We start from the raw sequence: 13,630 nt of genomic DNA on the forward strand, positions 1-13,630 counted from the left end.
CATGTCACATGTCGGCGCTGCCATTGCCGCATCACTTGCCGCGCACAATGTGCCCCGCGCATTCCTCGTACCCGGCGAAAGCTTCCTTCCCGTGTTGGACGGACTCTACGATTCCCCCGTCGAAGCCATCGTCTGCCGTCACGAAGGCGGCGCCACCTACATGGCTGAGGCCCACGGCAAAGCCACCGGCCAGCCCGGCGTAGCCATGGTCACCCGCGGGCCCGGCGCGGCCAACGCCTACGTCGGCATCCACACCGCTTGGCAGGACGCTACCCCGCTCGTCCTCTTCGTCGGCCTCATCCCCACCTCGGACCGCGACCGCGAATCCTTCCAGGAATTCGATCCCAAGGCGTGGTTCGGCACCCAGGCCAAGCAGGTCTTCGTCCTCGACGATCCGGAGCGCGCCTCTCGCGTCGTGGCCGAAGCATTCTTCCAGGCCCAGCAGGGCCGCCCCGGCCCCGTCATCGTAGGGTTGCCGGAAGATGTTCTCCACCAGGAGTTCACCGGCACCATCCACCCGCCCATCCCGGTTGCGGAAGGCGCGCTTTCCGACGATCACCTGGACCTCCTCTCCCGCGAACTGAGCCGCGCAGAGCGACCACTCATTTTTGCCGGCGGTCCGCGCTGGACCCCGGAGGCCGCGGAGAAGATCACTCGCTTCGCCGAAGAGCAGCGCATCCCGATCATTCAAGACTTCCGCGCCGCCGACCGCGTGCCTTTCGACTCCCCCGCCAACGCCGGCTGGCTCGGCTACGGCCGCGACCCCCGCGCGGCACAGCTGCTCGAGGACGCCTCCTTGGTCATCGAGGTGGGCGCAGTGCTTGGCGACGTCCCCACAGACGGCTATACCCTGCGCCAGTCACCGCAGGCACGCAACATCGCCATCAATCCCGACACCAGCCTGCGCGGGCACTCGGTGGCGCTGCTGGAACACATCGTGGCAAGCCCCGTGACCTTCGCTAACGCCCTGGACCGCTTGAGCGTCGAGGGCAAGGACAAGCGCGGCGAGTGGTTTGATTCCGCGCACGCGAACCACCTCGACTTCGCCACCCTCCCCGAGCCCGCAGACTACCGCCCGGGTGAAGAGGGCACCGCCCACATGGAGGCCATCCTCGCAGCGCTCCACGAGCAGTTGCCCAAGGATTCCATCTACACCTTCGGTGCCGGCAACCACTGCATCTGGGCCCAGCAGTTCCTGCGCTCCTCGGTCTACCTGTCCCAGTTCAGCGTGCGCAACGGCTCGATGGGCTACTCCATCCCGGCCGCTGTTTCCACCAAGCTGGAGTTCCCGGAGCGCACCGTGGTCACAGTTGCCGGCGATGGCGAATACCTCATGAACGGCCAGGAGCTGGCCACCGCGCTGCAGTACGGCGCGCCTTTCCTCATCATCGTGATGTCCAATGGCGAGTTCGGAACCATCCGCGACCACCAGAAGAAGCACTTCCCCGATCGCGTCTCCGGCACGCAGCTGGTGAACCCGGACTTTGCTGCCGTCGCCCGCGGCTTCGGTGCCCACGGCGAGCTCGTCACCGATGACGCACAAGCCCCGGAGGCCGTGGCCCGCGCTTTGCACGCCATCGCCAACGACAGGGTACCGGCACTGATCAACGTCATCACCGATCAAGAGCATTCCCTGCCTATTCCGCCCACCAACTAAAGGAGACTCACCATGAGCTCTACCAACACTCCCCCAACAACCACGCCACCTACCACTGAGCTGAAGGAGGGCGAGCACATTGTGGGCGATGGGGTCGTCGCCAAGCAGCGTCCCGCCGCCTCCACCGCATCGTGGATCATTACGCTCTTCGGTACCGCCGTGGGTGCCGGCATCCTCTTCCTACCGCTCAACGCCGGCGGATTCGGGTTCTGGCCGCTGGTCTTCGCCACGGTCTTCATCTTCCCGCTGGTGTATTTTTCACACCGCACCTACGCGCGCATCGTCGCGGGCGCGCCCAAAGAGGACCACGGCAAGGACATCCTCGAGCTGGTCTCGCAGTACCTGGGCAAGGGCCAAGGAATCGTCTTCGCGGTGCTGTATTGGATCACGGTATTTTCCACCGTCCTGATTTATGGTGTCTCCATCACCAACGCGGTGGATAGCTTCATCGTCAACCAGCTGGGCGGGCCTTCGCTCGACCGGTGGCTACTGGCCATGCTCTGCGTCGGCGTGATGACCGGCGCCTTCGCCATCGGCCGCAAGCCCATGATTTGGCTAGCCCAGGTGCTGGTGTACCCGCTGATTATTGCGCTGGCAGTCACCTCCATTTACCTCATCCCGCGTTGGGACTTGGAGAGCTTCCTTCACTTTGACGACGGCTCGGATGGCTACGGCGGCATTTTCAAGGGTATTTTCCTCATCCTGCCGGTGCTGGTCTTCTCCTTCTCCCACATGGCAGCGCTGTCGCAATTCGCCCTCGATATGCAGCCGCAGTACGGCGAGAAGACCGAGAAGCGCGTCTCCCGCACGGAGTTCTACACCTCCATCCTTCTGGTTGTCTTCACCATGTTCTTCGTCTGGTCCTGCGTCCTCGCGCTCGGCGCTGACGGCATGAATGAGGCCCTCGAGCAAAACATTCCGGTGCTCTCCTACTTCGCCAACGTCACCGGCACGCCATTCATGGCCTACATGGCGCCCATCGTGGTCATCTGCGCCATCGTCTCCTCCTACTTCGGCCACATGCTCGGCACAGAAGAAGGCACGGAGTACCTGCTGAAGAACGCCGCGCCGAAGCTGGCGGAGAAGGTCTCGCACCGCACGCTGCTCAACATCATTTATGTCATCGCCTTCGTGTGCACCACGCTCGTGGCGATCTTCAACCCCTCCATTATTTCCATGATTTCCGTGGTCTCCGGTGTCTTCGTGGCGTTCATCGTTTACCTGGTTCCGGTGTACATGTTCAAGAAGTTGGACGTGTACAAGCACTTCCGCAATGACCCGTGGAACTACTTCGTCTTCGGCATGGGCCTGCTGATTATGGCCGTGACCATCTGGGACATGATTTAGAAAGGACGTGATTATGCTTCGTAATGATCTCTCGAGCTTCCCCGAGTACAAGGTGGGCAAGGACTTCCCCAACGCGCTCAAGCTCTCATCCAATGAGGTCCCCTTCCCACCCGCTGAGGACATCATCGCCGCGGTTGCCGACGCCGCCCGCACCACCAACCGCTACCAGCATCCAGGCTCCTTGGAGCTCACCAACGCCCTGTGCAACTACCTGGGAGTGCCGGCGGATAATATCTTCGTCTCCGCGGGTTCCACGCCCATCCTGCAGGCCACCATCTTGGCGTCTTGCCACACCGGCGATGAGGTCATCGTGCCCTGGCGCAGCTTTGAGGCCTATCCCCTGTACGTGCGCATGGCCGGCGCGGAGCCGGTTCTGGTCCCACTCACGGAGGATTACCGCGTCGATCTGGAAGCAGTACTCGAGGCGCTAACGGAGAAGACCAAGCTCATCATCCTGTGCAACCCCAATAACCCGACGGGCACGGTCATTACCCGCGGTGAATTCCGCGCCTTCATGGACCGGGTGCCCAAGGACGTGGTCGTGCTGCTGGATGAGGCTTATTGGGAGTACAACGACGCCCCCAATACCCCGGATTCGGTGGAGGAATACCAGCGCTACCCCAACCTGCTCGGCGTGCGCACCTTCTCCAAAGCGTGGGGATTGGCCGGCATGCGCGTGGGCTACGCGGTGGCAGGCGAAGAGATCATCAATGCGCTGCGTCTGCTCTCCCTGCCGCTGACGGTGACCGCCATGGCGGAAACCGCCGCCGTGGAGGTGCTCAAGCGCCACGACGAGCTTGCCGACGCCGTCGAGATCACCAAAGCGCAGCGCGACCGCGTCTGCGCGGAGCTGGGGGCCGAGAAGTCCTTCGGCAACTTCGTCTGGCTGCCGCGTGCGGATGCCGCGGAGGTGGAAACGAAGATGCTCGATGAAGGCGTGGTCATCCGCCGCTACCTCGACGAAGGCGTGCGCGTGTCCATCACTGATGAGGCCGAGACTACGCAGTTCTTGGAGGCCTGGCGGCGCGCGGGCATTGAGCCTTGGAGGGGCTAGCCATTCTTCTCGTCGGGGAGATCTGACAGGAGGGCTTCAAGGCCTAAGCGGAACGGCTCGTCGGCGTAGGGATTCCTCTGATCCTGACTCTCTGCCATGGAGGCGTCCGGTGAGAAAGCGCCGCGCGCATCGGCCAGTGCCGGTGCGCGCGCCTCACTATCCACCGGAAGGTCAAAGATGTCTTCGGGGGCGTGGACATCGTAAGCACTGCCATAAATGAAAGATTCCAATGCCACGATGCGTGGCATGATGGCTGAGCTCGGAAGACCGGTCAGCTTCAAAACTCGGGCTAGCACTTCGTACATTTCAACCGTACGAGGTGCTCCAGAAATAGGTGTCAACGCAATAATCCGCACGAGCGGAACATGCCGTGCGCAGACATCGCGATAGGACGTTGCCCAACGTATGAGTGCATCGCGGGGTGAGAGTGTCGGGGTGGCCTCCAATGCGGCATACAAGGAACTGCATTCCACTTGCTCCATGACTGCATCTTCGATCAACGCGAGCAAATCATCTTTCCCCGAAACGTGGTTGTATAAAGCGCTGGTTCCCACGTTTAGACGGCGGGCAATGCGCGCCATTGTGAGTTTTTCATATCCTTCTTCCCCCACAATGGTGAGCGCAGCCTTAGCGATTTTTTCGCGCGTAACCAGCGCTTTATGGGGACGACCTTTAGACCGATGTGAACTCACAGCTTCAAAACCTTGTCTCACGTTACGTTCCTTCTGTACAGTGATACGCGACACAAAATGAATGATGTTCATTTTGCCACACCTGCCCCTTCATCGTCCCATAGGAACGGAGACACCTTCATGACTTCACTCGTCAATCCAGACAATCCCGTTATCGAGCGCGATGTCGTCGTTATCGGCGCCGGCCCCGCTGGCCTCATGGCCGCACATACCCTAAAGAAGAAGGGCCTGAGCGTAGCCGTCCTCGAAGCTCGCGAGCGCGTCGGCGGCCGTACCTGGAACGGCAAGGTCAAGGATGCAAAGGGGGTCGAGCACTTTGTCGAGCTCGGAGGCCAGTGGATCTCCCCCGACCAGACCCGCCTCATCGAGCTCGTTGATGAACTCGGCCTCGAAACTTTCTCCCGCTACCGCGAGGGCAAGTCGATCTACGTCTCCCCTGATGGCACCCGCCACGAGTACGAAGGCACCGTATTCCCAGCCGATGAGAAGACCATTGCTGAGATGGACCGCCTCATCAAGATCATGGATGAACTCGCAGCGGAAATGGACCCGGCAAACCCTTGGTCCCACCCGCGCGCCAAAGAGCTAGACTCCATCTCTTTCCGCTCTTGGCTTGAGGAGCTTTCCGACGACACTGAGGCCATCGACAACGTTTCGATTTATGTGGCGTCCGGCATGCTGACCAAGCCCTCCTACACGTTCTCCACTCTTCAAGCAGTGCTCATGGCTTGCTCCGCAGGCTCCTTCAGCAACCTTGTGGATGAGGACTTCATCCTGGATAAGCGCGTCGTCGGCGGTATGCAGTCCGTTTCCTTAACTCTTGCCAAGGGCTTGGGCGACGATGTCCACCTCGGCACTCCAGTGCGCGAGCTTCACTGGGCGGAGCCGGATGCATCTACCGCGGACGAACTCAACAACATCAAGGCAGATGTTCGCAATGGTGTCACGGGTAATGGCGAGGCTGGAAACGTTACCGCCATTTCGGAGAAGGTCACTGTCAAGGCCCGTTTCGCTGTCCTTGCTGTTCCGCCAAACCTGTACAACCGCATCTCCTTCGTCCCGCCGATGCCGCGCGACCAGCAGATTGCGCACCAGCACATCTCCATGGGACTAGTTATCAAGGTCCATGCCATCTACGACACCCCGTTCTGGCGCGAAGAAGGACTCTCCGGCACCGGCTTTGGTGGCGGTCGCCTCGTTCAGGAGGTTTACGACAACACCAATTACGGCAAGAATTTTGCCGAATCGACCGCAGATAAGGAAGACCCCTACGGCACCCTCGTGGGCTTTGTCTCCGACGTTTACGCAGAGGAGATGTGGCACCTGCCGGCTGAAGAGCGCAAAGAACGCATTCTCGACGCCATGGCAGATTACCTTGGCCCCAAGACCAAAGAGCCCATCGCTTTCTACCTGTCTGACATGGCAGCCGAAGAGTGGACGCGTGGTGCCTACGCTACCTCCTATGATCTCGGTGGACTCTCGCGCTGGGGACACCTCCAGAATCAACCGACCGGCCCCATCTACTACGCATGCTCCGACATCGCTGCGGAAGGTTACCAGCACGTCGACGGCGCAGTACGCCAGGGCGAAATCGCCGCACAGGCTATCGCAGAGCAAGCAGCGAAGGCTTAAACATGGCTCCCGCAAGTTTCCCTCGCCGCAGCACTAGTGGTTGCATCCTCGTGGGCTACGTCGCTACCGATTTCGGCAAAGACGCGTTGCGCTTAGGAATTGCTCTCGCAAAAGAGCGCAACGTGCGCCTCGAACTCGTTATGGTAGCCCCCGCGCATAGCTCCTTCTCGGGCGTTTACCCACACGACCGTGGCTATGACTCCATTGTGGAGGAACAAATCGCTGGATGGCTGGAGGAGGCTCTCGCGGAGGTTCCTGAAGAAATCACTGCAACCGCACGCATCGTGACGGGAGACTCCGAAGCTGCCGCGCTCTGCGAAACTGCGGAGACCCTTGGTGCTGACTTGCTCGTCGTTGGCGCCCGGAAGGGTGGCCTCTTCGGGCGTTTCCAGATGGGATCGGCGGTCAATGCGCTCTTGCACTCTGCCCCCGTTCCTGTCGCGCTCGCGCCGCGCGGATACTCTTACCCAGGCCCTATCACTCGAGTCACAACCTTCTTTGGCCCTCGCCGTGGCACCTCCGACGTCATTGCGATCGGCCTTGATCGTGCGCGTCGCCGTGAGATTCCCTTGCGGCTCGTTTCGCTCGTCCTAAGCGGTGAGTCTGACATGCATGGGCTCGGAACCGACGTGCCCAGTGCGCTCAATGCTTATGCCAACCGAAAACTGGCTGACTCCGCTCAACACATGCTTGACGCCGGACACGCCACCACCGAGGTGGCGTCTGGCAAGGACGTCAGCACTGCGTTGGAAAAGCTGAGCTGGCAAGACGGCGAAATCGCCGTTGTCGGTTCCTCCCGTATGGCCGTTCCTGGACGGCTCTTCCTGGGCTCGACTGCGTCTCGAATGCTCCGCTTGATCCCAGTCCCCATGATTGTTGTGCCCGCCGGCTACATGCAGGCCGGCGAAGAAAACAATCTTCTATCGAAAGGTGGTGACAACACATGACCACCACGACCCCTTCGACGCCAACCACCCACTCGGTAAATGAGACAGCGTCGGACAAAGGCCTAGCTACGGGCCGCGTCGGATTACTTGGCGCAGTCGTCATTGGCGTCAGTTGCATCGCCCCTACCTATACGCTGACCTCCGGTATTGGCCCAACGATTTCAGCTGTAGGTCAATACGTCCCGGCAGTGCTGTTGCTGGGCTTTATCCCCATGCTGCTTGTAGCGTTTGCCTACCGCGAGCTCAACAACGCAGTCCCTGATTCAGGTACTTCCTTCACGTGGGCTACAAAGGCCTTCGGCCCGTGGGCCGGCTGGATGGGAGGATGGGGGCTTATCACCGCCACGATTCTGGTGCTATCAAACCTGGCGGCGGTGGCCGTCGACTTCTTCTACCTACTTCTTGGTCAGCTCTTCAATAACCCGGCTATTAGTGATCTGACCCGGAACCTGTGGGTTAATATCCCGACTACCTTCGTCTTTATCGCTATCGCGGGCTACATTTCTTACCGCGGACTCGACTCAACTCAAAAGCTGCAGTATGTACTCGTTGCGATTCAGATTGCTGCCATTGTGCTTTTCGACGTCGTCGCAATCCACAACGCCTATAACAACGGCGGATTCGACTTCACACCGATTTCGCTCGAATGGTTCAACCCGGTTGGCATCGGTAGCTTTTCCCTCATTGCTGCGGGCATCTCACTGTCTATCTTCATGTTCTGGGGATGGGACGTAACCCTCACGATGAACGAGGAAACAAAGAACCCCGAAAAGACGCCCGGTCGTGCAGCTACGATCACGGTGCTCATCATCATCGCGCTGTATATCCTCACCGCGCTGGCAGTCATCACTTGGGCCGGCACAGGTGACACGGGCCTGGGCGCTGGTAATCCAGAAAACCAGGAATCGATTTTCGCGGCACTTTCAGAGCCCGTCTTGGGTAAGGCCTCGATCCTGATCTATATCGCGGTCCTGTCCTCTTCCTTCGCCTCCCTGCAATCCACGATGGTGGGCCCCGCCCGCACCTTGCTGGCCATGGGCTACTACCGCGCATTGCCGCCGGTGTTCGCAAAGATCAGCCCCCGCTTCCGTACACCGTCGACGGCCACCATTGTTTCCGCTGCAGCAGCAGCCGTGTTCTACGCGGTAACCCGCCTTATTTCGGAAAACGCGCTATGGGACACCATCGCTACGATGGGCCTCATGGTCTGTTTCTACTATGGAATTACGGCCGTGGCCTGCATCTGGTACTTCCGAACCGAACTGTTTAGCTCGATGCATAACATCGTGTTCAAGTTCCTCTTCCCCACTGTGGGCGGCGGATTCTTGCTCATGATGTTCTTCATCACTGCATTCGATTCCATGGATCCGTCCTACGGATCCGGGTCTGAAATCGGTGGTATCGGCATGGTCTTCATTTTGAGCGTCGCTGTCTTAGGGCTCGGCGTATTCATCATGCTGTTCACCCGCTTTGCCCACCCAGGATTCTTCAAGGGCGAAACCCTCACGCGAATTTCCTCGCGCGACGACGACCAGCAACCGCTGGTCTAACTACACACGAGAAAAGGAGTAATCAATGTCCAACACCTATCGCGTACAGAACCCCGTAACCAATGAGGTAGTCGAAACCTTCGATACCGCTACCGACGCTGAGATCGAAGCAGCACTGGCAAAATCTGCCGCGGCTTATAAAGAGTGGTCTGCACGCCCCATCTCTGAGCGCGCAGAAATCATGACCCGCGTCAGCGAGCTCTTCGAGGAACGCAAGGAAGAACTAGCCCAGATCGCCGGCGAGGAGATGGGCAAGTTCCACTCCGAAGGCATCGAGGAAGCTGAGTTCTCTTCCGCCATTATCAAGTACTACGCCGATAACGGCGCAGACTTCACCAAGGACCAAGAGATCCCAACTGCCTCCAACGGCACTGCAGTCATCCGCCGCCTGCCTATCGGCCCACTGCTCGGCATCATGCCGTGGAATTTCCCCTACTACCAGATCGCCCGCTTCGTGGCACCCAACCTGATGCTGGGCAACACCATCATTCTCAAGGATGCGGAAATCTGTCCGCGCTCGGCCCTCGCCGTTCAGAAGATCATGGATGACGCTGGCGTTCCTGAAGGCGTGTACAACAACGTCTTTGCTTCCCACGACCAGATTTCCACCATCATCGCGGACTCTCGCATCCAAGGTGTATCTCTTACCGGTTCTGAGCGCGCAGGCTCCATCATCGGCGCGCAGGCCGGCGAAAACCTCAAGAAGGCTGTTCTCGAGCTCGGCGGCTCTGACCCGTATGTCCTGCTCGATACTGACGACGTCAAGGCAGCTGCGGAGCTGGCATGGGGCACGCGTATGTACAACACCGGCCAGGCCTGCAACTCGAACAAGCGCATGATTGTCATGGAAGACATCTACGACGAGTTCGTCGCTGAGCTCGAGCGCCTCGCCAACGCTGCAGTAAAGTCCACTCCGGACAACCAACCCGAAGGCGCATACTCTGCACTGTCCTCCCGTGAGGCAGCTGAAAAGCTGCGTGACCAGCTGGACCGTGCCGTTTCTGCCGGTGCTAACTTGCGTGCTGGTGGCGAGCTCTCTGCGGAAGGCGCTTACGTCTCCCCTGCTGTCATCACCGATATCCCGGTTGGCTCCGATATCTACTACGAGGAGTTCTTCGGCCCAGTCGCGACCGTTTACAAAGTAAGCAGCGACGAAGAAGCCCTCGATTTGGCTAATAACACCCAGTACGGCCTCGGCGGCACCGTGTTCTCCCAGGACCCCGAACGCGCCGCCGCTGTCTCCCGCCGTCTCGAGTGCGGCATGGCTAACGTGAACACCCCCGCTGGCGAAGGCGAAGAAATGCCATTCGGTGGCGTGAAGCGCTCCGGCTTTGGCCGCGAGCTCGGCCCGCTTGGCATGGATGAGTTCGTTAACAAGCAGCTCTACTACGTGGAGAAGTAGCCCGAAATAGATCACTAAAAGGGTGTTGGATTATCGACGGATAATCCAACACCCTTTTGGTTTTCGTACGCCCCAATTGAAGTAAAACCTGTTTCATCAAACTCAATACGAGTCCACCCGTAAACGGAATGAACGCATCCATCGAGGTTGGATTAATTCCTATAACAAATTACAATCCAACAATCCTTCCCGCGAGCCAATATTGCCGCAAATATCGCCAGTAAAACATTGCAAAAGCTTTCACTTCCATGAGATAGCCTGCATGTATACAAATATTTACGCACGATAGATGGACTAACTCGCAACCAATTCACCCTCACAAAGGGGTAGGCAGCCGTTAGCTTTATTCGATTCAAAATGGCTATACCACCATTAGCCAATACCTCTAACAGCAGTTCAAAAACAACGGACTCCACTGCCAATATTAAAAAGCATAATGGCACCTTAGAGAAATTAACCTTCCCCGCAATTAAGGCGAAAACAGTCTCTCAAATCACACTCGACAAGTACTATGGTCTGCAACACCACAGCCGAAAGGAAGGATTGTAAATGTCAACCAAAAAGCAAGATAAAGTCTCTGTGGGTTATCTCTGGGACACGCTCTACGGATGGCACGACACAGGCACGGGTGGCAATGCGCCGGCGAACCCAGCCCTTGGCCTACAACCCGTGAACCGCCACTTCTCTTCGCCGGAACCAAAGCGACGCCTAAACGAATTAGTGCAGGCCTCGCAGCTCCGCAAACACCTCACCAATCTTTCGGCAAAGCCGGCGACGAAGGAGCAACTCGAAAGAATTCACTCCAAAGAACACATCGAGTCGATGCTCCAACAGTCTCAACTACCGAAAGGTGGCGATTGTGGAGATGGAGGATCACCGTTCGGACAAGGAGGCGCAGACATTGCGAAGCTCTCAGCTGGCGGCGCAATTGAAATGACTCGAGCTGTACTAGACGGAGAGGTTGACCGTGGGTATGCCTTGATTAATCCTCCGGGACACCATGCTGAGAGGAACCGTGGCTTAGGCTTCTGCCTTTTCAATAACGCGTCGGCTGCAGCGTCTTTTGCTCTCGAGGAACGCGGTCTAGAAAGAGTCGCAATCGTAGATTGGGATGTTCACCATGGCAACGGAACCCAAGACATCTGGTGGGAAGACAACCGTGTTCTCACAGTATCCATCCACCAAGATAGAAATTTCCCGGTCGACAGTGGTTTCGTCGAAGAACGAGGCTCCGGAAAAGGCAAGGATTTCAACCTGAATATCCCCCTTCCTCCAGGAAGTGGCGACCTAGTGTATGAAACCGCGCTTAATGAGATCGTCATTCCAGCGCTCGAGGAATTCAAGCCAGAATTAATCATCCTTAGTACAGGCTACGATGCCGCGATGATGGACCCTCTAGGCCGCATGATGGTAACAACCTCGGGTTACTACAACATGACTCAGGCTCTTGCAGCTGCTGCAGACAGCCTTTCTGAAGGAAATCTAGTCGTGGTCCAAGAAGGCGGCTATTGCCAGTACTACGTTCCTTTCTGCGGTCTTGCAGTGTTTGAAAACCTGACCGGTGAAGAGTCCGGTTTCAAGGATGAATACGCCGAAATCGTGGAAGGACAGATTCGAAAGACGTTCACAGATGAACAAATCGAGTATCTAAGAAAGGCATATACCGCTCACTTCAAAGAAGACAGCCCCGCGCTTGAAAGTCTCTCCCCTGCTACAAGTGATGGTGCCGTATGAGCGAAAAGATTCGTACCCTCAAGACGCACAACATTGTCTTTCTAGTAATTGCAGCAGCTGCACCTTTAACGGTGGTTTCCGCCGGAGTAACGGCAGCATACGCCACATCTGGAATGCCAGGAGTTCCTCTCGGCTACCTGCTTTGCGGAGCACTCGTGGCATTCTTTTCAGTCGGCTTCTGCGCTATGGCCAAGGAGATACCCAATACTGCTGCATTCTTTTCCTACGTCTCCGCCGGCCTCGGGAAAAGTCACGGTTTAGCAGCTTCTTCACTGGCTATCGTTTCTTACACTGCTATGCAGATCGCACTTTACTGTCTTCTCGGATACACAGCATCTAGCTTATTTGAATCGATAGTAGGCACCTATATCCACTGGGCGGTGTGGGCACTCATAGCTTTAAGCCTAGTGGCATTTCTAGGCATTAAATCTGCCGATGCCACTTCGAGAATTCTAGGAGTTCTTCTCTTCTTGGAGTCTTGTGCCATCGTGTTCTTCTGTGTTCTCGCAATCCGCAACCCTGCAGATGGGCTCTCGATTGGCACCTTATCTCCGTCCGCGCTCATTGGAACTGGCACAGGAACTCTCCTCGCGTTCACTATCGCCGGGTTCATGGGAATTGAAAGCAGTGCTATGTACTCTGAGGAGGCAATCAATCCGGAGAAAACCATCCCAAACGCGACGCTTATATCAATTCTGATTATTTCCGGCTTTTATGGATTCTCTTCATGGTCAATTGCCCAAAGCACTGGAGAGTCTCAGGTAGTTGATTCTGCGCAAGAATCTGGTTCGGATCTGTTCTTCAACTTTATTGCCAGCCAGGGATACGAGTCCATCGTTCCGCTAATTCAGCTTCTCTTGGTCACCTCCCTCTTCGCAGCCGTTACAGCCTTCCACAATTCTATTTCCCGCTACCTCATGGCGCTGGGGCGAGAACAGGTTATTTGGAAGAACCTCGGCACGACTAGCGAAAATGGTGCCCCTGTTGCGGCATCGCTTTTCCAATCTTGCTTCGGTTTGTTTGCCATCGCCACGGCACTGCTTGCTCAAAAGCTCTCAGGATATGACGAAAGCTTTCCATCAGCAATCGTGTTCTCTTGGATGAGTAACGCTGGTGGTTTCGGACTCGTCTTCTTGCTTCTAACCACTTCGGTCTCGGTTTACTTCTATTTTAGGAAGCACAAAGGGCTTTACCCAGTGTTCGTCACAAAAGTGGCGCCAACTATCGCCATCATTGGGTTCGGCACAATGTTCGTGCTGATCTTGGCCAACTTCGAGAACCTCATTGGCGATGCCGAGCTGTGGTATTTGGTTTTCGTGATTCCAACCATCATCCTCTTGTGTGGAGTAGCTGGCTTTGTTCGCGGCGAGCTGCTCAAGCGCTCCCATCCTCACATCTATAGCAACATCGGTTCTGGACATCCCCCAGGCGAAAGCCGCGTGCAGAGTAGGGCAACCGCTGAGCCGAAAAACTCTCAACTAGTCACATCAGCACAAGATTGATCCAAAGCACGAAAACGTGAACACGGTATTGAACGCTTATGGGAAACCTCGGGGACGTACGCCCCGATTGTGCAGAGCTAACGAAATCTACCGGTAACGACAAGAGCGGCGGG

General features: G+C 57.4%; 10 protein-coding genes. 9 read left to right on the forward strand and 1 reads right to left on the reverse strand.

The window, feature by feature from the left end; translation table 11 throughout:
• The first annotated feature begins 1 nt into the window (after position 1).
• The 3 genes from HMPREF2792_RS03570 to HMPREF2792_RS03580 are packed head-to-tail and all read left to right on the forward strand — an operon-like array spanning position 2 to position 4,058.
• The gene (locus tag HMPREF2792_RS03570; protein ID WP_070530890.1) at positions 2 to 1,657 is read left to right on the forward strand and encodes a thiamine pyrophosphate-dependent enzyme; all 1,656 of its coding nucleotides are present in this window, start codon (positions 2 to 4) and stop codon (positions 1,655 to 1,657) included.
• A 12-nt stretch (positions 1,658 to 1,669) separates the two neighbouring features.
• Positions 1,670 to 3,004, forward strand: a complete 1,335-nt coding sequence (locus tag HMPREF2792_RS03575) for an aromatic amino acid transport family protein (protein ID WP_070530892.1) — start codon at positions 1,670 to 1,672, stop codon at positions 3,002 to 3,004.
• A 13-nt stretch (positions 3,005 to 3,017) separates the two neighbouring features.
• Entirely contained in the window at positions 3,018 to 4,058 is a 1,041-nt protein-coding gene (locus HMPREF2792_RS03580) for a histidinol-phosphate transaminase (RefSeq protein ID WP_070530894.1), read from the forward strand.
• Here the strand turns inward: HMPREF2792_RS03580 and HMPREF2792_RS03585 are convergent.
• On the reverse strand, positions 4,055 to 4,822 hold the full coding sequence (locus HMPREF2792_RS03585; protein ID WP_083306378.1) for a TetR/AcrR family transcriptional regulator: 768 nt from the start codon (positions 4,820 to 4,822) through the stop codon (positions 4,055 to 4,057). The two genes, HMPREF2792_RS03580 and HMPREF2792_RS03585, sit on opposite strands and share 4 nt — an antisense overlap.
• A 48-nt stretch (positions 4,823 to 4,870) precedes the next feature.
• Here HMPREF2792_RS03585 and HMPREF2792_RS03590 point away from each other — a divergent pair, with 48 nt between their 5' ends.
• The 6 genes from HMPREF2792_RS03590 to HMPREF2792_RS03615 all read left to right on the forward strand — a co-directional run bounded on the left by HMPREF2792_RS03590 (position 4,871) and on the right by HMPREF2792_RS03615 (position 13,517).
• Positions 4,871 to 6,382, forward strand: coding sequence for a flavin monoamine oxidase family protein (locus tag HMPREF2792_RS03590; protein ID WP_070530897.1), 1,512 nt, complete (start codon positions 4,871 to 4,873; stop codon positions 6,380 to 6,382).
• Positions 6,383 to 6,384: 2 nt separating this feature from the next.
• Entirely contained in the window at positions 6,385 to 7,329 is a 945-nt protein-coding gene (locus HMPREF2792_RS03595) for a universal stress protein (RefSeq protein WP_070530899.1), read from the forward strand.
• Positions 7,326 to 8,879 carry an APC family permease gene (locus HMPREF2792_RS03600; RefSeq protein WP_070523326.1) on the forward strand — a complete coding sequence of 518 codons (1,554 nt, stop codon included), beginning with the start codon at positions 7,326 to 7,328 and terminating at the stop codon, positions 8,877 to 8,879. Before HMPREF2792_RS03595 ends, HMPREF2792_RS03600 begins: the two co-directional genes overlap by 4 nt.
• A gap of 25 nt (positions 8,880 to 8,904) precedes the next feature.
• The gene (locus HMPREF2792_RS03605; protein WP_070530901.1) at positions 8,905 to 10,281 is read left to right on the forward strand and encodes an NAD-dependent succinate-semialdehyde dehydrogenase; all 1,377 of its coding nucleotides are present in this window, start codon (positions 8,905 to 8,907) and stop codon (positions 10,279 to 10,281) included.
• A gap of 549 nt (positions 10,282 to 10,830) precedes the next feature.
• A complete protein-coding gene (locus HMPREF2792_RS03610) occupies positions 10,831 to 12,015 on the forward strand; it encodes a class II histone deacetylase (RefSeq protein WP_070530903.1) in 1,185 nt (394 codons plus the stop codon).
• Positions 12,012 to 13,517 (forward strand): APC family permease, encoded by a 1,506-nt coding sequence (locus HMPREF2792_RS03615; protein WP_070530906.1) that lies wholly within the window; start codon positions 12,012 to 12,014, stop codon positions 13,515 to 13,517. The genes HMPREF2792_RS03610 and HMPREF2792_RS03615 overlap by 4 nt, the downstream gene beginning before the upstream one ends.
• The last annotated feature ends 113 nt before the right edge of the window (positions 13,518 to 13,630 follow it).

It is taken from the genome of Corynebacterium sp. HMSC068H04, assembly GCF_001811255.1.
Classification (GTDB): Bacteria; Actinomycetota; Actinomycetes; order Mycobacteriales; family Mycobacteriaceae; genus Corynebacterium; species Corynebacterium hesseae.